This is a genomic window from Ensifer sp. ENS06, from assembly GCF_014852205.1.
In the GTDB taxonomy this organism is placed as follows: domain Bacteria; phylum Pseudomonadota; class Alphaproteobacteria; order Rhizobiales; family Rhizobiaceae; genus Ensifer; species Ensifer adhaerens.
Map to the genome: position 1 here is coordinate 226,590 of NZ_JACVBC010000002.1, position 19,381 is coordinate 245,970.

The following is a 19,381-nucleotide window of genomic DNA, read 5'->3' on the forward strand; positions in this document are numbered from 1 at the left end:
TGCCCTTTTGTACTCCCTCGCCTCTTCACTTTCCGCCGGACTCTCTCCATATTCCCCGCCATGACCAAAGCTCCGAAGAATGCCCCGCCGAAGCCCTCCACCCCGTCCGGTTTCGAAGAAGCGCCGCAGGCGCCTTTGTCAGGCACGCCTCTATCCGGCAATGTTTCCGACTGGGTGAAGCAGCTTGAGGCGGACGCGGAAGCCTCGGCCTTCGAAACCCAGCGCCAGATCGCCTCCAAGGCCGGCAAGCACCGCAAGACGGTGGAGATCGCCGCCTCCAAGGCGGCGCGCAAGGCAGCGGGCGCCGATGACGAGGCGGGGCCGAAGAAGGCGGGCAAGAAAGGCAAGGTCGAGATCGTTGGCAGCAAGTCGGCGCGCGGCACCTCCATGGGCGGTTCGACCGACCCGAAGACCCGCGCCGCCGCCGGCCTCAATCCGGTGGCCGGCCTCGACGTCTCGCTGGAAGACGCCGCCAAGCTGACCTCCACCTCGGGCGTCACCGCCACCGTCGAGGCGCTTTCGGCGCTGATCGAGAGCGGCAACCCGTTGTTCAAGGACGGCAAGCTCTGGACGCCGCATCGCCCGGCCCGGCCGCCGAAATCCGAAGGCGGCGTCGAAATCCGCATGGCGTCGGACTACCAGCCGGCCGGCGACCAGCCGACGGCAATCGCCGATCTCGTCGAGGGCCTGAACTCCGGCGAGCGCAGCCAGGTGCTGCTCGGCGTCACCGGCTCGGGCAAGACCTTCACCATGGCCAAGGTGATCGAGGCGACGCAGCGCCCCGCCGTCATCCTCGCGCCGAACAAGACGCTCGCCGCCCAGCTCTATTCCGAGTTCAAGAACTTCTTCCCGGACAACGCGGTCGAGTACTTCGTCTCCTACTACGACTACTACCAGCCGGAAGCCTATGTGCCGCGCTCGGATACCTTCATCGAGAAGGAATCCTCGATCAACGAGCAGATCGACCGCATGCGCCACTCGGCCACCCGCTCGCTGCTCGAGCGCGACGACTGCATCATCGTTGCCTCGGTCTCCTGTATCTACGGTATCGGCTCGGTCGAGACCTATACTGCCATGACCTTCCAGATGAGCGTCGGCGACCGGCTCGACCAGCGGCAGCTGCTCGCCGACCTGGTGGCGCAGCAGTACAAGCGCCGCGACATGGATTTCCAGCGCGGTTCGTTCCGCGTGCGCGGCGATACCATCGAAATCTTCCCGGCCCACCTGGAGGATGCCGCCTGGCGCATCTCCATGTTCGGCGACGAGATCGACGCCATCACCGAGTTCGACCCGCTGACCGGCCAGAAGACCGGCGACCTGAAATCGGTAAAAATCTACGCCAACTCGCACTATGTCACGCCACGCCCGACGCTGAACGGCGCCATCAAGGCGATCAAGGAAGAGCTGGTCCACCGCCTTGCCGAGCTGGAAAAGGGCGGCCGCCTGCTCGAAGCCCAGCGGCTGGAGCAGCGCACCCGCTACGACATCGAGATGCTGGAGGCGACCGGCTCCTGCGCCGGCATCGAGAACTATTCGCGCTATTTGACCGGCCGCAATCCCGGCGAGCCGCCGCCGACGCTGTTCGAATATATCCCCGACAACGCGCTGCTGTTCATCGACGAGAGCCACGTCTCCGTCAGCCAGATCGGCGGCATGTATCGCGGCGACTTCCGCCGCAAGGCGACGCTGGCCGAATACGGCTTCCGCCTGCCCTCCTGCATGGACAACCGCCCCTTGCGCTTCGAGGAATGGGACGCAATGCGCCCAGACACGATCGCCGTTTCGGCGACCCCCGGCTCCTGGGAACTGGAACAGTCCGGCGGCGTCTTTGCCGAACAGGTCATCCGCCCGACCGGCCTGATCGATCCGCCGGTGGAAGTGCGCTCGGCGAAAACCCAGGTCGACGACGTGCTCGGCGAAATCCGCGAGACGGCGGCCGCCGGCTACCGCACGCTCGTCACCGTGCTCACCAAGCGCATGGCAGAAGACCTCACCGAATACCTGCACGAACAGGGCATTCGCGTGCGCTACATGCACTCCGACATCGACACGCTGGAGCGCATCGAGATCATCCGCGACCTGCGTCTCGGCGCATTCGACGTGCTCGTCGGCATCAACCTTCTGCGCGAAGGCCTCGACATCCCCGAATGCGGCTTCGTCGCCATTCTCGACGCCGACAAGGAAGGCTTCCTGCGCTCCGAGACCTCGCTGGTGCAGACCATCGGCCGCGCCGCCCGCAACGTCGACGGCAAGGTCATCCTCTATGCCGACCAGATCACCGGCTCCATGCAGCGCGCCATGGACGAAACCAGCCGCCGCCGCGAAAAGCAGATGGCCTATAACGAGGCCAACGGCATCACCCCGGAATCGGTGAAGGCCAAGATCTCCGACATTCTCGACTCGGTCTACGAGAAGGACCACGTCCGCGCCGACATCTCCGGCGTCGCCGGCAAGGGCTTTGCCGACGGCGGCCATCTCGTCGGCAACAACCTGCAGGCGCACCTCAACGCGCTGGAAAAACAGATGCGCGACGCCGCCGCCGACCTCGACTTCGAAAAGGCCGCGCGCCTGCGCGACGAGATCAAACGCCTCAAGGCCGCCGAACTCGCCGCGATGGACGACCCGATGGCGCGGGAAGAGGCACGGTCGCAGGAGGGTGGCAAGCGGTCCGGCTCCTCGACGTCATCTTCGGGCTCGACCCGAGGATCCAAATCCACCGACGACAAATCCCTATTTCAGAAGCCGTCCCTCGACGACATGGGCCCAGGCACGGACACGGAGACCCCACTGTTCCGCAAGCCCGACCTCGACGAAATGGGCCGCGACGTCGCGACACCCGCCGGCGCGGACAAATCGCTGTTCCGCCGGAACACCCTCGACGAAATGACCGTCGGCCGCACCGAAAAGCCAGTCATCGGCCACGTCCCGGAAAAACCGATCGTCACGCGGGCGAAACCGGGTGTCGGGTCGTATGAGGACCCGGCAGACCAAAAGCGGCAGAAGGGTCGGACGAAGGGCAAGACCGGGCGCCCGGGGCGGTGAGGTAGAACTTCGATGGAGTGGTTTGCATGACGAACGCTGAGAACAATCTCCGCGAACTGATCGATGGGGAAGCGCCGCTGCCGTTGTCGGCATGTTGTTAATCGGGCCTGTCTTCGCCGGCTTTGTGATATCGCGTTTCATCGCAGGTGAACTGCCCGGCCACCACACGCTTACCGTCGCCGAACACCAAATCCTGTTTTATTTGATAATCTCGGCGCTAGGTTATGGCGCCTTCAAGACGATGCAGCTCAGCCTGTTGTTCGTTGTCGCTCACTTCGGCGGCTGGTGGAAGCTTTAGAAAAAGTTGATTGAGATGACGGTCGGCCTGGCACAATACTCTGCGATCGTCAAGACTCTCGGAGAGCGCCCCGGCCAACTCCGACGTACTCACGGTGGCGCAGGGAACCTTGGCCTTGCCGCCTCCCCCATTCCCCGCTACAACCACACGATGATCAACACCGCGCTCATCGCTGCCACCTATTATGTGACGTCTCCATAGGGAGCGGCGCGTTTCGATCATGTCTTGAAACAAGCCGCCGTCAGGCGGCTTTGTTTTGTTCAGTGCTCCCTGGCGGCAATGCCACGGAGAGTACCGATGACAATTTCCGACAACCCCACCGATGCCTTTGAGCCGCGCTCCGCGATCACCCGGACGCTGGTCGAGCGCGGTTATGTCAACCAGGTAACCGACCTTGCGGGTGTCGATGGCGCCTTTGCGGCCGGGATCGTGCCGGTTTATGCCGGCTTCGATGCGACGGCGGACAGTCTGCATGTCGGCCATCTCATGCCGATCATGGCGCTGCGGCGGCTGCAGCAGGCCGGCCACAAGCCGATCGTGCTGATCGGCGGCGGCACCACGCGCATCGGCGATCCGAGTTTTCGCTCGGCGGCGCGGCCGATGCTGTCGGAGGAGGAAATCGCGGCCAATGTCGCCGGCATCAGGAAAGTGTTCGAGCGGCTGCTGACCTTCGGCGACGGGCCGACCGATGCGGTCATGGTCAACAATGCCGACTGGCTGGACCGGATGGCCTGGATCGACATGCTCCGGGACGTCGGCAAACATTTCTCCGTCAACCGCATGCTCTCCTTCGACAGCGTCAGGTCGCGGCTGGAGCAGCAGGAGAACCTGAGCTTCCTCGAATTCAACTACATGATCCTGCAGGCCGTCGATTTCCTCGAACTGTTCCGCCGCACCGGTTGCCGGCTGCAGCTTGGCGGCGGCGACCAGTGGGGCAACATCGTCAGCGGCGTCGATCTGTTGCGCCGGATCGAGGGCGCCGAGGTCTTCGGCATGACGACGCCGCTTCTGACCACCGCCTCGGGCGTCAAGATGGGCAAGACGGCAGCCGGCGCCGTCTGGGTCAACGCGGACCGCCTGTCGCCCTACGACTACTGGCAGTTCTGGCGCAACGCCGAGGATGCCGATGTCGTGCGCTTCCTCAAGCTCTTCACCGAGCTGCCGCTCGACGAGATCGAAAGGCTCGGTCGCGCCCAAGGGGCGGAACTGAATGCGGTGAAGGAGCGGCTTGCCAACGAGGCGACGGCACTGGTGCATGGGCGGCAAGCGGCCGATCATGCGCAGCGGACGGCGCGGCAGGCTTTCGGGCAAGGCGAAGCCGCCGCGGGCTTGCCCACAGTCGAACTCGACGACGCCGAGCGCACTGCCGGCGTGATGCTGATCGACCTTCTCGTCCGGGCCGGGCTGGCGGCATCGAAGAGCGAAGCGCGGCGGGCGATCTCAGGCCGCGGCGTCCGCATCGACGGCGAGGTCGTCGAGGATGGCGACGGACTGCTGACCGTCGACGGGCGCCCGCTGCGGCTCTCGCTCGGCAAGAAGCGCCATGTGGTGGTGAAGTAGCGGTTCTCCGCGACGACCACAGCCTCACCGCCCTCAACCCGGCGCTTGTTTTGGACCCTCCTCGCGCCACATCTGCGGCGCGAGGGATGCGTCGGCAAGCCAAAGCGCCTGTGTGCGCTGGGTCGGTATCTCCTGCCGCGCCGACGCGCGGCGGCTGGATCTCTGTGACAGGCACAGAGATGAGGGTGGAGATGATGCAGCCGCAGAGATCGTGGCTGCATGGGCGTAACGACGGTCACCGGCGACGCTCTCATGAAATCGGCTCGCAGCGAACCACCTTGGCCAAAGAAGTGCCGGGATTACCCGACCGCCCTCATTCCTGTGCCCGTCACAGGAGTCCAGCAGCGCCGCATCTGCGGCGAGAAAGGCCTACTGCCAAAAAGTTTGCCGGAACGAGCCGCCGCAGTTTTCCGCCGTGCGGCCGCATTGGTACGGGATCCCTGTGACGAGCAGAGATGGACGGGGCTGCAGCCGCCAAGATCGCGGCTCCAACGGCCCGGACAACACATCGGGGCTGTGGCGGGCGGCATCGTGGCGCCAATGCCGCTCGAAAGTGAGCCCGCCCACGGCCACGCCGACGTCGCGGCGGTCAGCCCACCGCAACCGCCCTCGCCTCGACCTGCCCTGCGTCGTCGCCAAACTCCTCGCCCCACTTGCAGAGCGCATCCGCCGCCACGTTCAGCGCGGCACCGCGTTTGGTCAGCGAATAGACCACCTTTGGCGGCGTTTCCGGATAGGTGGTGCGGCTGACGAGGCCATCGGCTTCCAGTTCGCGCAGTTGCTGCGCCAGCATCTTCTCGCTGATGGCGGGCATCGCCTGACGCAGGCGGCCGAAGCGGCGCGCCGCCTTGCCGAGTTCGCAGAGGATATCGACCTTCCACTTGCCCTCGATCGCCCGCAGCGCGGTCATGAAACCGCAGTTTTCCATCGCATCCGTCACGTCATCCTCCCTTACGCCGGGGTAACCACTTACCCGCGGGTGCGTATTGCGACCCGATGGTCCCGTCTTACGTCTCAGCCGCGACGACAAATGCGTCGCCTCGAACAAGCGAAGCGGGATGCGCGTAGCGAGCGCCGATCCCGCACCAAGGATATGGAGACTGGATATGCAACCTGCAATCAGCGTTTTGGGAATGGGGCGGATGGGGTCGGCATTGGCGCATGCGCTGCTCAAGGCCGGGCACCCGACGACGGTGTGGAACCGTACGCCGGCAAAGGCCGCGCCGCTCGCCGCAGCCGGAGCCGAAGTGGCGGCCAGCGTACGCAACGCCGTCGCAGCCTCCGACATCGTCATCGTCAATGTCAGCGACTACCTGGCGACGCAGAGCCTGCTGCGCGCCCCTGACGTCACGGGCACCCTCAAGGGCAAGCTGATCATCGAGCTGACCTCCGGCACGCCCGCCGGCGCCCGCGAGGTGCAGGATTGGGCCGGGCGACATGGCATCCACTACCTCGACGGTGCAATCCTGGCGACGCCCGATTTCATCGGCACCGAAGCGGGCACGCTGCTCATCTCCGGCCCGGCCGCGGCGTTTGAGGAAAGCCGCGCGGTGCTCGGCGCGCTCGGCGGCAATGTGCAGCATATCGGCGCTGATCCGGGCCTTGCCAACGCGCTCGACAGCGCGGTGCTCGCCCTGATGTGGGGGGCGCTGTTCGGCGCGCTGCAATCGATCGCCGTCTGCCGCGCCGAGGTGATCGATCTCGAAACGCTTGGCAAGCAATGGTCGGCGACGGCGCCTGTCATCGATGGCCTCGTCGCCGACCTGATCAAGCGCAGCGCCGCCGGGCGCTATGCGGCCGACGACGACACGCTTTCCTCGGTCTCGCCGCACTATGGCGCCTTCCACCATCTGGTCGAGCTGATGGCCGCCCGCGGCATCGACCGGACGATCACCGACGGCTACGAGGCGATCTTCCGCCGTGCCATCGACGCCGGCCACCTGCACGACGATTTTGCATCGTTGTCGCTGTTCATGGGGCGTCCGTAACGGGTAGGTGACGGGGCGCGCGCCGTCCGCTGTGCCGCCCCGCGCCACAATCTTTCAGATTTGCGCTTTAAGCCTTTGATCCATCGCCGCGTTCTGCGCCTGCCGCGTCCTTGCTCCGCGTGCGGCGGTAGGCACTCATTTCGCGGCCTCCGCACCGCCCCCTTCGCCTGCCGGCTTGAGTACTCCGACCAAGGTCTTGCCGTCGGTGAAGTAAGGATCGCCGCCGCCGTTGCGGCCCGATGTGGTGGCGCCGACGCCGGGGATCTCATAGGTCGATGCCACCTGCCCGGCCTTGTCGAGGTCGTCGATGACCAGATTGCGTTCGGCATCGAGATCGGGGCCGATGTGGTGGGTGATCTGGCCGGTATCGTGGCTGAGGCCGACGCCGCGGTCGAAGCTGGCCGAACCGAGCCAGAGCGGGCCGCTGCCCTCCACAGGCTTGGTCGTCTGCCAAAAGCGCACATGGTTGCGCTGGTCGGCGCTGTGGCCGACCGGCTTCTCGAAGGCCAGGTCCTGCTTGCGCCCCTCATAGAACAGCGGACTGACGGGCGCGTCGAGATCTGGCCGGTCGAGCACGACGCTGAGGCCGATATCGACCGAGGACCTGAGCGTCACCTTGTCGGCGGCGTCCCATCCGGCCGCGGCGAAGGCGCGGATGATCTGCTCCTTGGAGCCGACCAGCCCGACATTGATCGGGTCGCCGGGAATGCCCTGCTCCGTGGACGTTACCATGGGATTGAGCGGAGCCCTGCGCCTGGAATCATGGAAGACCCAGAGTTCCGGGACGAGAAAATAGCTGACCGCGAGATAGGCGGCGAGCATGGTCGCCAGCAGGAGAACGGCTGCACGCATGTGTGAGCGGCTCATGCCACTCTCCTTCGCTCCAGACGATGGCAGAGGTCCCGGCTATAGGACACAGACGAAGACTATGGCACCGATGGAGGCGACTGGACAGCGGTGCCACAAAGGCGAACGCCAGTGATATCAACGCCGGCGATCGCGCCGGCCGACAGCCAGGTGTCCGGATCACGGGTGTCGTCGTCGTCCCGGCGTACTTACCACAGGCAAAGTCGAGACGGCGCCGCCTACTCCGCCGCGTGCGCCTTCACCTCCAGTGCCTCAAGCTCGTAGGAATACCCCTCCAGCATTTCATAGGCCTGCTCGATCGTCTTGATCTGCTCGTCGGTGCTCTTGATCGCCTCGGCGATCGAGCGCGAGCGGGCGCGCAGCATCGAGCCGAGCACGTCGGTCTCCGGCCGGCGGCCGAGGCGGTCGAGGTGCTTGCGCACGCGGGCCCGGTGGCGCTCGAGCTCAAGGATGTGGAACCGGCTCTTGACGATATCGTCCGAAAGCTTGCGGCGCATGGCGGCGACGGGATCGAAGCTGCCGGGCTCGCGCTCGTCGAGGATGAACTCGTTGACCAGCGTTTCGAGCATCATCAGGCCCTTGAGATCGCGCGCGTCGGCCAGCTGCGGATCGTAACCGGTGTCGTCATAGACCTTGCGGCGCACCGGATCCTTGAGCAGCTCATAGGCCACCTGCAGTCGCGCGAACTGTTCGGGATCGCCGCCGGAATCCGGATGCGCGGATTTCGCCGCCTTGCGATAGGCGTTGCGGATCGCCTGATTGTCGGCGTCGCGTTCCAGTCCAAGCAGTTCGTAAGGGTCGATCACGCTGTCCCTCTCCGTATGTCACTCTCGCCACCAGCAAGACCTGGCCGGCGCACTCTCACCAATTCAGCCCCGGCGATACTTCGTCCGCACGGCGACACCTCGTCCGCACGGCGATACTTCGTCCGTCCTCGCGGCCGCCCGTCTGCGCCACTGGCTACGCCATCGGCGGCCAAGACGGAACCAACCTTCGGTAAAACCTGCGCGTTATCCCGGGGATGCGCAAGTGTTATGGAGAGGCGCAAGCCTTCCCCCCGGCAGTCCGCCCCCAAAACGCAAACGCCCGTTGGTGGCGCGCACGTTCGGTCGCGGTCGGGACGAAATTGTGTCCGGAAACCGGCCGTCCCCGATTTTTCTCCCTGCCCGGAAAGCGACGGTCGAGAACGGGCCAAAGCCCTGCAAAGACAGAGGCTGGACGGCTTCCCGCGGCGCACAAGGCGCTTGCCTTTTTCTGCAAATCCTGTCACTTCTTGCCCCGTTCGGGCGATTTCTATCCCGGAGACTGGACTTTCAACTGCGCCCGGCCTTGTGTCGGGACCGCCGGCAGCGGCACCGTAGACGTCTTTTCCCCGATATCGTGACCACTCGACGCCTTTCCGCTTGCAAGCGGAAGACGAGATGCCCACATCCCCCAGGGGGCGCGGGCAACGCAAATTGACTGAAGGAAAAGGACTTCTTCCATGGCCACCAAGGGCATCGTAAAATTCTTCAACCAGGACAAGGGCTTCGGCTTCATCACGCCGGATGGCGGCGCGAAGGACGTGTTCGTACACATCTCCGCCGTTCAGGCCGCTGGCCTCGCTACGCTCAAGGACGGCCAGCAGGTCACCTTCGACACCGAGCCGGATCGCATGGGCAAGGGCCCGAAGGCCGTCAACATCCAGGCTGCCTAAGCCGGATCGTCCAGTCGGACATTCATTTGGAAACGGCGCTCCGCAAGGGGCGCCGTTTTCGTTTGGGGGGCGCCTCAGCCCCCACGGATCAGCTCCTAACCCGGCCTTATAGGCAGCGGGTCTCCAGAAGCAGCTCCAGCCCCCATGCTCGGGCTCGACCCGAGCATCCAGAACCAGAGGCGCCATCTTCTCTCGACGCAGCAAAGCCTGCGCCGGACGCGCGGCCCAATGAGCGCTCGGGCGAACTCGAGGACGACAAACGGAGAGGTCTGCGGCACTTACCCTCGAACGCCCCGCGGGCGCCCGCACACTCGATGACCGCCTACTCCGCCGCCTGCTTGGCCGCCGTCGCCTCGAAGACCGCGTCGAAGGCCGCGTGGATTACGTCCGGCCCCGCGCCCTGGCGGGTCGCATCGGAGGACAGGATCTGGCGATAGCGTCGCGCACCCGCCCAGCCCTGGAACAGGCCGACCATGTGGCGGGTCACGTGGATCAGCCGGCCGCCATTGGCGATATGCGCGGCGGCGTAATCGGCCATGGCGTCACGGACCTCCGCCCAGAAATCAAGATCGAGACGATGGCCGCGCTCTGAGAAGGTGGCTCCGTCTTCGACGATTGGCTTGGCGCCAGTCAGCGGATGCGGGAAATGGCGATCGGCCGCTGTCAGCATGGCGCTGTCGTGATAGGCAGCACGGCCGAGCATGACGCCGTCCAGATGCGGAAGCTGCTCAAGCGCCTGATTCAGGGTCTGAAGACCGCCGTTGATACCGATGAAAAGATTGGGATTTTCCTGCTTCAGCCGATACACGAGGCCATAGTCGAGCGGCGGGACCTCGCGGTTCTCCTTGGGGCTCAGGCCCTGTAGCCAGGCTTTGCGGGCATGCACCCAGACGGCGTCTGTGCCGGCATCGATCACCTGCGCGACGAGCGTGCGCAACGCCACTTCCGGATCCTGGTCGTCCACACCGATACGGCACTTGACCGTAACCGGGATTTTTACCGCCGCCTTCATCGCCGCAACGCAGCCGGCCACCGTTTGCGGCTCCTGCATCAGGCAGGCGCCAAACGTGCCGGACTGCACCCGGTCCGACGGGCAGCCGACATTCATGTTGATCTCGTCATAACCGAAGCCTTCGGCGATCCGTGCCGCCTCCGCCATCTTCGCCGGATCGTTACCGCCGAGCTGCAGCGCCACCGGATGCTCGGATACGTCAAAGCCGAGCAGCCTCTGCCGGTCCCCCCGCAGGATCGCCTCGGCGACGATCATTTCCGTATAGAGCAGCGCATGCTTCGATAGCTGCCGCGCGAAAAACCGATAGTGCCTGTCCGTCCAGTCGATCATGGGCGCAACGGCGAAGACCGGTGCGTTGAAATACGCCTTAGTGCGCGCAGCTTTTCCTGCGGTCTCAGTCATCTTTCGTGCGTCTCTTGTTCAATGGCCGCGGCAAGGGCAGCGCCGAAAATTCGCGCATGCCGCCAGCAGGCATTATCTAGTGTTGCCGGGCTTATATAACGCGACGCCGAAGAAAGCGAGCTTTAGACACCTACGGCAATGAGAGGCAACGAGGAGGCCTCAGCAACGCGACCCGTCACCCAAAGGGAACGGTCGTCCAGCGGTAGCGAATGCTGCGCAAGAGGAACGGCGGCAACGCCGCCACCTGCAGTGACAGTCGCTTGCACTCGCGCCAGAGCTTCTGATGTATCTTGAGCTTCAACTTCACGCGAGCCGCTGCTCCCGCCGGCTTGCGGATCGTGCTTCCGTGCGCCGGGTCGGCGCTGTCGAGAAGCATGCCCTGGATGCAGACGGCCGGATAGAGCTGATGAATGCGGCAGTCGTCCGGCCGCGGCACCTCATCGTCGAACATGAAATGATCGACAGGGCATGGAAACGCCCCTTCCGAAAGCTCGAGCAGTCTTTTTGCATAGTCCCGAGAGATGACATAGCCGCCCGTGCCGACATGGCATCCCCGCAATGCATGGATCGTGCGCCCGGCATCGGCGAGCACACGGGCACGGCTGAGAAACACCTTCTGCCGGAAAGTTTCGATCTTCAGCAGGCCCACTTCGGCCGGGATCCAATCCGATGACGACAGCGCCTGGGTTGCGCTCGGCGAAAAGAAGACATCGTCCTCGATCACCGCGCCATAGGCATCGCTCCCTTCCGCGATGATGGCCCAGCACTTCCGATGGCTCATGAAGCAGGCGATTTCAGCCTTGTTCATCCTCTTCCACTGCTTCGACACCGGCTGCATCGCCAACACGGCGTCATCGAGCTCTCGCCCGTCAACGGCAGCCACGCGCTCAAAATTCAGGCCGAAGGTGGAAAACTGGCTTCCGATGTGGATCAGTCGCCCAGGGGAACGGTCGAGATTGATCACCAGGCAGCGCATGGATACCCCTTGCTTCCTTCCATCTTGACGTGTGTGGGCCGAAGGCGCACGCCGCTTGGTCAGCCTATCGCGCCCGATCCTCGGAACTGCGAAAAAACGCTCCGAAATCAACGGCAGGGTAACCGAACCCATCGTCGGGATTCGTACAACTGCGCGACGAGCTACCACGGATCGCACGACGTCACAACGATCAGCGCTGCAGCGACAAGCGCCTGCGTTACGACAACTCCCCTGAGCTCCTCGCGATACGGCACGGACGAGGCCACCAGCAAGGTGCCAGCAACACGGTCGCCGTCGATAGCCTCCTGCCGACGGCGGCTCCCCGCCGGGCATGGTTTCCACTTTGTTAAGAAGAATCGCACATCTTGCCGCCTCGACTGGATCGTCATCGGAGCGAAACATGAGCTACGATTGGAGCGGCGCACGGCGCCGACGGACAATAGCGACCGTCATCGGCGCCGCATTTCTGCTGCTGGCGCTGGCGGCCACGGTCGCTGCCGCGGTTGGCACGAGCCTTTTTTGAGCGACAGGCGCTTTTTGCGCCTTCGTTTCACAAAAGACGAAACTCGCGATTGCCAACGGAAAGAAGGCAGATGATCAGCTCGCCTCAGCCCGGCCGCTACGCACAGCACGGGGTTGACGGCGACCGCGGACAGGACTAGGGCAGCGTTCCTGTATCGTTACCGGTCACAGGAATAAGGACAGACGGCATGAAACGCGCGATCGCGGCACTTCTCACGCTTCTCTTGGCCGGGTGCCAATCGATGGAGTTGGAGGCGCCTGAGGTCGCAAAACCCCGGCCGACCGCCCCGTCCGTTCCGACGCTTTCGGGCGATGCGCTCCAGGCCTTCCTCGTCGGCAAGACGCTGCGGTACAATCTCAACGGCGTCAACTCCACCTTCTTCCCCGACGGCCGCTACGGTTATCGTGACTACGAGGTGCGCGATGGCGGCAGCTACACGATCACCGGCGACGAGGTCTGCATCACCTTCGAGGATGGCGGCCGGCGCTGCGACCAGTATGCGCAGATCGGCTCCGACTATTACCGGATCGAGGAAGGCGGTCGCCGAACCAAGGTGGACCGCGTCGTCCCGGCGGCCTGACAATTCCGACGGCAACGGGCGTGCCCGTATAACCCCTCATTCCCGAGGGGTTCAATTCGCCGGCCTTCTGCCATAGTGCGCGCGGGAATGCGGCCTTGTGGGAGGGACGGGTGGCCCCATTGCGAGCGACACAATGCCTGGCGCTGTCGAAGGCCGACATGGAGCGGTTGCAGCGCGTCTTTGACGCGCTTTGCATCGAACAGGGCTGGGCGCGAGACGGGGAGCCTGCGCGGCGGCATGCCAGGATGCTGATCGACGACTATCTCGCAGGCAATACCAGCGAAGGACGCCTGCTTATTGCCGGTCGCGCCTTCGCCGAAAGCTTGCAGCGTGGCATCCCCAGATAACGCCAATCGCGGCATTCGCGCCAGGCGGAGCGGCCGCCGGCGGCAGCCTGTCCTGCCATAACCGAAAAGCTGCTTACAAAAGCGAACTCCTGCGCTACATTAGCAAGATCGACTGCCGACCTTCTCGAGAGGAGCCAGAGGCCGGCGGTCGCAAATGCCGATGTTCATTGAGATGATCTCGAGGAGGAGACGCATGCAATTAGTCTGGAAACAGCCGATCGAACTCGACTTCGTTAGCGGCGATTGCCGCACCGTCAAAGGCCCCTCAGACGCCCTCGCCTGCCTTGCAGACCACTGGCCTCGCCGCGGACCATTCTATGTGGCCGCCCGCAGTGCCTGCCGCGCCGCCATCGACGGCCGTCGCACCGCAGAAGAGGCCCGATCGCTGTTCATCTCGGCCGCCGAAGAAGCCGAGTTGCCTACGCACTAACGCGCCTACCGGCGCTGAACGAAAAGTGCCGCTGGAAGGCGGCGAGCGTTTGCCATCGGGCAAGCGACACGATGACTTTTTTGATTGAAAGCTTCGGCCTTTGACGGCCGCGTACGATTATTCAGGCTCCGGGCATTCGCCCAGCAAACGCATCATTTCAGCACATTACTGCCCAATCTCGGGTGATTTTTCCAGAAATGGCCCGATTTCTGTCGTGAAGCATTCATTTCTTTCTACTATATTCTGAGGTGCCTCACAAAAACCAATTTCGGAGCGCCTTAGTCCCATTAAGGGAATTCAAGAAAAACGATATACGGGAGAGAACATATGAGCGAGAGCAATCTCTATCGCATCGTTGAAGTCACCGTGAAGCGTGAAGGTGGCCGTCGTGATCTCGGCATCATGACCGTGCGCCAGGCCCTTGAGCTTCCCCAGGTCCCCAGCCTCGAATACAGCCATCCTGAACTCAACTCGCGTTCGGACGGTCGGTTCCTGACCCGAGACCAGCTTCAGGCCTACGCTCATTGCGCCTGACTTTGCCGATGATGGCATCCTTCCGGATGCCGTGATCGCGCGCGCCCTGGTGGGCGCGCCTTAATCAAAATCTTCGTCCCCAATCCTTGTTCTTAATTTTTCTGCGGATCGATTCCGATTCGCGGATTTATGCAGTAACGTCCGGATTCTCTCTTGCCTCGCCTCAACCGAAATCGGCCAACGGCGAACGCCCAACAAACGCGCGGTGCTCTTCCTGTCGGTTGCGACAGGCGGACGCCCAAGACCGGACGATCATGGAAACAATCATCCCCCCACCGCTTCCCGTGCTGCTGCCGATTTCCGGCAGCCTCGTCGGCTTTCCGGTTCGCCGGGTCTATTGCGTCGGCCGCAACTATGCCGCCCACGCGATCGAAATGGGCCACGACCCGGACCGCGAGCCGCCGTTCTTCTTCCAGAAGAACCCGGACAACCTGCTTGCAGCCGGTAGCGCCTTCCCCTACCCGCCCTTGACCACCGACGTTCATCACGAGGTCGAACTGGTCGTCGCCCTGAAACGTGGCGGCAGCAACATCGCCGTCGAGGACGCGCTCGATTGCGTCTACGGCTATGCCGTCGGCATCGATTTCACCCGCCGCGACCTGCAGGCGGAGGCGAAGAAGGCTGGCAAGCCCTGGGCTGCAGCCAAGGCGTTCGAGCATTCCGCCCCGCTCTCGGCGATCGCATCGGCCGAAACGATCGGCCATCCGCTCAACGGCAATATCTGGCTGAAGGTCAACGGTGAACTCCGCCAGCAGGGCGATCTCGACCAGATGATCTGGAAAGTGCCGGAAATCATCGCCGAACTCTCCAAACTCTTCACGCTGGCCCCCGGCGACGTCATCATGACCGGCACGCCCTCGGGCGTCGGACCGGTCGCGCGCGGTGACGAGGTCACCTGCGGCGTCGATGGGGTTGCGGCGCTCGCCGTCAGCGTCGTCTAACCGGCTCACTTCCGGCAGGCGGCCCGCCGCCTGCCGGCCGGCCCCGATCGGGCATGTTGCGAAAGGACAGAATGGATGCCGCTTTACGCCCTTGGATCACTTCGCCCACAGACGCCGCCGAAGGGCAGCTATTGGGTGGCCCCGGACGCCAATGTCATCGGCCAGGTCGAGATCGGCGAAGAGGTCGGCATCTGGTTCGGCGTAACCCTGCGCGGCGACAACGATCCCATCCGGCTCGGGGCGCGCACCAACATCCAGGAAAACGTCGTCATCCATGTCGATCCCGGTTTCCCGGTGACGATCGGCGAAGGCTGCACCATCGGGCACGGCGCCATCATCCATGGCTGCACCATCGGCGAAAACTCGCTGATCGGCATGGGCGCGACCGTGCTTAACGGCGCCAAGATCGGCCGCAACTGCCTGGTCGGCGCCAATGCGCTCGTCACCGAAGGCAAGGAATTTCCGGATAATTCGTTGATCGTCGGCGCGCCGGCCAAGGCGATCCGCACGCTGGATGATGCGGCGGTCGAAGGCTTGAAACGCTCGGCAGCGCATTACGTCAAGAACTGGCGGCGCTACGCCGCTGACCTCACCCGGCTGGACTGAGCGCCAAACACCTCAAGGTAAGCTTTCCACGGGCCCTGAAGAGTTGCCCTTATGCGCAGCTCTGGCAATGGCCGCGGATCTCGATCGTCGTCTTCTCGGTCTTGAAGTTCTGCGCCCGCGTCAGCGCCGAAAGCCGCTGCTCGATCGCCTCGTCATGAAACTCGATCACCTGGCCACAGCCTTCGCAGATGGTGAAGGCGGTGACGCCGTGATCGTGTTCGTGGTCATGCGGGCAAGAACAGGCGACGAAGGCATTCAGGCTTTCCAGCCGATGCACGAGGCCATATTCGAGCAGTTTGTCGAGTGCGCGGTAAACCTGCAGCGGGGCGCGGAAGCCGTGATCGCGCAGCTTGTCGAGAATGGTGTAGGCGCTCATCGGCCCTTCGGAGTGGCTGAGCGCATCCATCACCAACGTCTGGTTCTTGGTCAGTTGCGGCGTAGCCATTAGTGGTGCCCTCCAGGCGTGGAATGATGCGCCGCCTCGAGCGGGCGGCGGCCGATCGGTAGCAGACTCAGAACGAAAAGCCCAACCGCGGCAACAACGATAGACGGTCCCGACGGGGTATCCCAGTGAAGCGAGCCGAAAAGTCCGCCGGTGACGGCGAGCGCGCCGATGACCGATGCGAGTACCGCCATCACTTCCGGCGAGGTCGAGAAGCGCCGTGCCGTTGCCGCCGGGATGATCAGCAGCGAGGTGATGAGCAGAATGCCGACGATCTTCATGGCGATCGCAATCACCAGCGCCATCAAGAGCATGAAAAAGAGCCGCGTGCGTTCGGGCTTCAGCCCCTCGGCTTCCGCCAGTTCCGGATTGACGGTGGAGGCGAGGAGCGGCCGCCAGAGATAGACAATCGCGAATATGACGAGGATGCCGCCACCCCAGATGATGTCGATGTCGGACTCGGAGACCGCCAGAATGTCGCCGAAGAGGAAGCCGACGAGATCGATGCGCACCCAGGTCATGAAGGCAACGATGACGAGGCCGAAGGAAAGTGCTGAATGGGAGAGGATGCCGAGCAGCGCATCGGTCGACAGCGCCCCGCGCCGCTGCAGGAAGAGAAGCAGTACCGAGACCACGGCCGCGACGATGAAGACGCTGAGCATCAGGTTGAGCTCGAGCAGCAGCGATAGCGCCACGCCGAGCAGCGCCGAATGGGCCATGGTGTCGCCGAAATAGGCCATGCGCCGCCAGATGACGAAGCAGCCGAGCGGCCCGGCCATGACGGCGATGCCGATGCCGGCGATCAGCGCGCGCACGAAGAAATCGTCAAGCATCACGCTTCTCCTTCACGTCATAGCCGTGCAGCCGCGAATGGTGGCCGCAGCCGCAATCCTCGCCGTGGTCGTGCACGTTTTCCTCATCGTCGTGGTGATGGCCGTCACCGGGATAGCAATGTTCGGTGATCGAACCGTCCGCATGCAGCACCCGGCCGTCGGGCAAATGGGTGTGGTCGTGGTGGTGGCTGTAGACCGCAAGCGTATTGGCGGCCCGCCTGCCGAAAAGCTTCTGATATTCCGGGCTCTGGCTGACCGCCTGCGGCGTGCCGCGGCAGCAGACATGGCCGTTGAGACAAACGACCGTATCGGTCTCGGCCATGACGATATGCAGGTCGTGCGAGATCAGGAGAATGCCGCAGCCTGTGCGGTTGCGGATCTGCTTGATCAGTTCGTAGAGCGCAATCTCGCCGCTGAAATCGACGCCCTGCACCGGCTCGTCGAGCACCAGCAGGTCCGGCTTGCGGGCAATCGCGCGGGCGAGCAGCGCGCGCTGGAACTCGCCGCCGGAGAGATGCTGCACCTCGGATTTCGCCAGATGCAGCACGCCGGTCGCCGACAGCGCCTCCTCGATCTCCCGCCCCTTCAAGGGGCCGGTCAGCGTCATCAGTCGTTCGACCGTCAAAGGCAGCGTCCAGTCGACGGCAAGCTTCTGCGGCACGTAGCCTACTTTCAGGCCCGGCTTGCGCTCGACATAGCCCTCATCCGGCTTCAAAACGCCGATCGCCGCCTTCGCGGTCGTCGATTTGCCCGAGCCGTTCGGGCCGATCAGCGTGACGATCTCGCCCGGGCTGATCGAGAATTCGACGCCACGCACCAGCCAGCGACCGTTGCGGCGCACGCCGGCATTGCTGAGATTGACCAGCGGCAGCGCTTCTGGGGAACGGAAATTCAGCATGAAAAAATTCCGGATTGCATGGTTGCCACTGGCTATCGCACACGTTATAGCATAACGCAATTGATGTAATAACATTACATGGCGACTTCAAGGCTGGCAACGGCCCGTTGGAGTAACAGTTTTGCATGCCCGAAGCGCGCCTGGCCGATGTGGCAGGCACGCCAATCAAGCCCGGAGAACCCGATGAAATCGACATCCGCCCTGCTTTTTGCCTCTACCATGCTTCTTGCGGCACCCGCCGCAGCGGACAGTCCCAATGTGGTGGTTTCGATCAAGCCGATCCACTCCCTTGTCGCCTCGATCATGCAGGGTGTGGGCGAGCCGTCGCTAATCGTCGAGGGCGCCGCCTCGCCGCACACCTACAACATGAAGCCTTCGAACGCCTCGGCCCTGCAGGCGGCAAAGGTGGTCTTCTGGGTCGGTCCCGGCCTCGAAGCCTTCCTCGACAAGCCGCTCGACGCCTTGAGCAGCGGCGCAAAGGTGGTGGAGCTCAGCGAAGCGCCCGGCATCGAGAAGCTGAAATTCCGCGAAGGCGGTGCATTCGAGGCGCATGACCACGGCGACGAAGGCCACAGTGAAGAAGGCCAGAGCGAGGAAGGCCACAAGCATGCCGAGGGCGAAGCGGGGCACGATCACGGCCATGACCACGATCACGGCCACGGCGATGCCGATCTGCACATGTGGCTCGATCCCATGAATGCCAAGGCGATGGCTGCCGAGATCGAAAAGACGCTCACTGAGGCCGATCCTGCCAATGCGGGCGCCTACAAGGCCAATCTGGACGCCCTGAACAAGCGCCTGGATGCGCTCGACGCCAAGCTCACGGAAACCGTGGCACCGGTGAAGGACAAGCCCTTCGTCGTCTTCCACGACGCCTACCAGTATTTCGAGCACCGCTATAAGGTTCGCGTCGCCGGCTCGATCACCGTCAGCCCTGAGGTCCTGCCTGGCGCGGATCGGGTGTCGCAGATCCATGCCAAGATCAAGGAACTCGGTGCCACCTGCGTCTTTGCCGAGCCGCAGTTCGAGCCGAAGCTGATCAATGTGGTGATCGAGGGAACGCCGGCGAAATCCGGTACGCTCGACCCGGAAGCCGGCACGCTGGAGGCCGGCCCGGATCTCTATTTCCAGATGATGGAAGGGATCGGCACCTCGCTGAAGACCTGCCTCGCCTCGGCAAGCTGACCCGTCCTCCCAAGGCGGTATCGGTGGGCGCTCGCTTGGCTCGGCTATACGGGCGCCCGCCCCTCTCTCTATCATTCTCGGGATTGGCATTCTCGGCGAGATGGTGCGGAACCGGGCCGCCTGCTGGAACCTCGGGTCAAGGAGGATTGACGGAAAGACTAGCCACAGGCGACCGAGAGATTGGAACGGCGACCTGCAGGCAAATTGGGTTCAGCCCAGAG

The 19,381-nt window shown here is 63.8% G+C and carries 21 protein-coding genes; 13 read left to right on the top strand and 8 right to left on the bottom strand.

From position 1 onward, the window contains the following. The first annotated feature begins 60 nt into the window (after positions 1–60). The 3 genes from uvrB (at position 61) to tyrS (ending at position 4,900) form a co-directional block, all read left to right on the top strand. Positions 61–3,042 (top strand): excinuclease ABC subunit UvrB, encoded by a 2,982-nt coding sequence (gene uvrB, locus IB279_RS10185; protein WP_060520654.1) that lies wholly within the window; start codon positions 61–63, stop codon positions 3,040–3,042. A 91-nt stretch (positions 3,043–3,133) separates the two neighbouring features. Beyond that, entirely contained in the window at positions 3,134–3,340 is a 207-nt protein-coding gene (locus IB279_RS10190; RefSeq protein ID WP_060520653.1) for a hypothetical protein, read from the top strand. A gap of 297 nt (positions 3,341–3,637) precedes the next feature. After that, positions 3,638–4,900: a tyrosine--tRNA ligase gene (gene tyrS, locus IB279_RS10195; protein ID WP_060520652.1), complete on the top strand. Its 1,263-nt coding sequence runs from the start codon at positions 3,638–3,640 to the stop codon at positions 4,898–4,900. A gap of 589 nt (positions 4,901–5,489) precedes the next feature. Here tyrS and IB279_RS10200 read toward each other — a convergent pair. Then, positions 5,490–5,840 (bottom strand): helix-turn-helix domain-containing protein, encoded by a 351-nt coding sequence (locus tag IB279_RS10200; RefSeq protein WP_226020687.1) that lies wholly within the window; start codon positions 5,838–5,840, stop codon positions 5,490–5,492. A gap of 166 nt (positions 5,841–6,006) precedes the next feature. Here IB279_RS10200 and IB279_RS10205 point away from each other — a divergent pair, with 166 nt between their 5' ends. Then, a complete protein-coding gene (locus IB279_RS10205) occupies positions 6,007–6,888 on the top strand; it encodes an NAD(P)-dependent oxidoreductase (RefSeq protein WP_112770901.1) in 882 nt (293 codons plus the stop codon). A 135-nt stretch (positions 6,889–7,023) separates the two neighbouring features. Here the strand turns inward: IB279_RS10205 and IB279_RS10210 are convergent, their stop codons facing one another. Together IB279_RS10210 and IB279_RS10215 are read right to left on the bottom strand one after the other, a co-directional pair. Then, a complete protein-coding gene (locus tag IB279_RS10210) occupies positions 7,024–7,755 on the bottom strand; it encodes an LssY C-terminal domain-containing protein (protein WP_112770902.1) in 732 nt (243 codons plus the stop codon). Positions 7,756–7,973: 218 nt separating this feature from the next. Further along, positions 7,974–8,561 carry a J domain-containing protein gene (locus IB279_RS10215; protein ID WP_034788490.1) on the bottom strand — a complete coding sequence of 196 codons (588 nt, stop codon included), beginning with the start codon at positions 8,559–8,561 and terminating at the stop codon, positions 7,974–7,976. Positions 8,562–9,238: 677 nt separating this feature from the next. On the opposite strand from IB279_RS10215, the gene IB279_RS10220 reads away from it, so the two are divergent. Continuing rightward, positions 9,239–9,451 (top strand): cold-shock protein, encoded by a 213-nt coding sequence (locus IB279_RS10220; RefSeq protein ID WP_034788487.1) that lies wholly within the window; start codon positions 9,239–9,241, stop codon positions 9,449–9,451. 322 nt (positions 9,452–9,773) lie between these two features. Here the strand turns inward: IB279_RS10220 and dusA are convergent, their stop codons facing one another. Further along, a complete protein-coding gene (gene dusA, locus IB279_RS10225; RefSeq protein WP_112770903.1) occupies positions 9,774–10,865 on the bottom strand; it encodes a tRNA dihydrouridine(20/20a) synthase DusA in 1,092 nt (363 codons plus the stop codon). Between the two features lie 175 nt (positions 10,866–11,040). Further along, entirely contained in the window at positions 11,041–11,841 is an 801-nt protein-coding gene (locus IB279_RS10230) for a glycosyltransferase family 25 protein (RefSeq protein ID WP_192339184.1), read from the bottom strand. A gap of 400 nt (positions 11,842–12,241) precedes the next feature. On the opposite strand from IB279_RS10230, the gene IB279_RS37630 reads away from it, so the two are divergent. From IB279_RS37630 to IB279_RS10260, 7 genes are all read left to right on the top strand, one after another. Beyond that, positions 12,242–12,364, top strand: coding sequence for a hypothetical protein (locus tag IB279_RS37630; protein ID WP_255380892.1), 123 nt, complete (start codon positions 12,242–12,244; stop codon positions 12,362–12,364). Positions 12,365–12,551: 187 nt separating this feature from the next. After that, on the top strand, positions 12,552–12,944 hold the full coding sequence (locus IB279_RS10235) for a hypothetical protein (protein ID WP_060584956.1): 393 nt from the start codon (positions 12,552–12,554) through the stop codon (positions 12,942–12,944). 110 nt (positions 12,945–13,054) lie between these two features. Beyond that, positions 13,055–13,291, top strand: coding sequence for a hypothetical protein (locus IB279_RS10240; RefSeq protein ID WP_234798742.1), 237 nt, complete (start codon positions 13,055–13,057; stop codon positions 13,289–13,291). 193 nt (positions 13,292–13,484) lie between these two features. Then, positions 13,485–13,721 (top strand): DUF982 domain-containing protein, encoded by a 237-nt coding sequence (locus IB279_RS10245; RefSeq protein WP_082566472.1) that lies wholly within the window; start codon positions 13,485–13,487, stop codon positions 13,719–13,721. Positions 13,722–14,048: 327 nt separating this feature from the next. Beyond that, a complete protein-coding gene (locus IB279_RS10250; protein WP_034788476.1) occupies positions 14,049–14,255 on the top strand; it encodes a hypothetical protein in 207 nt (68 codons plus the stop codon). 254 nt (positions 14,256–14,509) lie between these two features. Beyond that, positions 14,510–15,196, top strand: a complete 687-nt coding sequence (locus tag IB279_RS10255; RefSeq protein ID WP_060520644.1) for a fumarylacetoacetate hydrolase family protein — start codon at positions 14,510–14,512, stop codon at positions 15,194–15,196. Between the two features lie 75 nt (positions 15,197–15,271). Continuing rightward, the gene (locus IB279_RS10260; protein WP_112770905.1) at positions 15,272–15,802 is read left to right on the top strand and encodes a gamma carbonic anhydrase family protein; all 531 of its coding nucleotides are present in this window, start codon (positions 15,272–15,274) and stop codon (positions 15,800–15,802) included. A 49-nt stretch (positions 15,803–15,851) separates the two neighbouring features. On the opposite strand, the gene IB279_RS10265 is transcribed toward IB279_RS10260, so the two are convergent. The 3 genes from IB279_RS10265 to IB279_RS10275 are packed head-to-tail and all read right to left on the bottom strand — an operon-like array spanning position 15,852 to position 17,975. After that, positions 15,852–16,247: a Fur family transcriptional regulator gene (locus IB279_RS10265; protein ID WP_112770906.1), complete on the bottom strand. Its 396-nt coding sequence runs from the start codon at positions 16,245–16,247 to the stop codon at positions 15,852–15,854. After that, on the bottom strand, positions 16,247–17,077 hold the full coding sequence (znuB, locus tag IB279_RS10270; protein WP_034788464.1) for a zinc ABC transporter permease subunit ZnuB: 831 nt from the start codon (positions 17,075–17,077) through the stop codon (positions 16,247–16,249). The genes IB279_RS10265 and znuB overlap by 1 nt, the downstream gene beginning before the upstream one ends. After that, positions 17,070–17,975 carry a metal ABC transporter ATP-binding protein gene (locus IB279_RS10275; RefSeq protein ID WP_060584952.1) on the bottom strand — a complete coding sequence of 302 codons (906 nt, stop codon included), beginning with the start codon at positions 17,973–17,975 and terminating at the stop codon, positions 17,070–17,072. The genes znuB and IB279_RS10275 overlap by 8 nt, the downstream gene beginning before the upstream one ends. Before the next feature lie 183 nt (positions 17,976–18,158). Between IB279_RS10275 and znuA the strand changes: the two genes are divergently transcribed. Next, positions 18,159–19,160 carry a zinc ABC transporter substrate-binding protein ZnuA gene (gene znuA, locus IB279_RS10280; protein ID WP_034788457.1) on the top strand — a complete coding sequence of 334 codons (1,002 nt, stop codon included), beginning with the start codon at positions 18,159–18,161 and terminating at the stop codon, positions 19,158–19,160. The last annotated feature ends 221 nt before the right edge of the window (positions 19,161–19,381 follow it).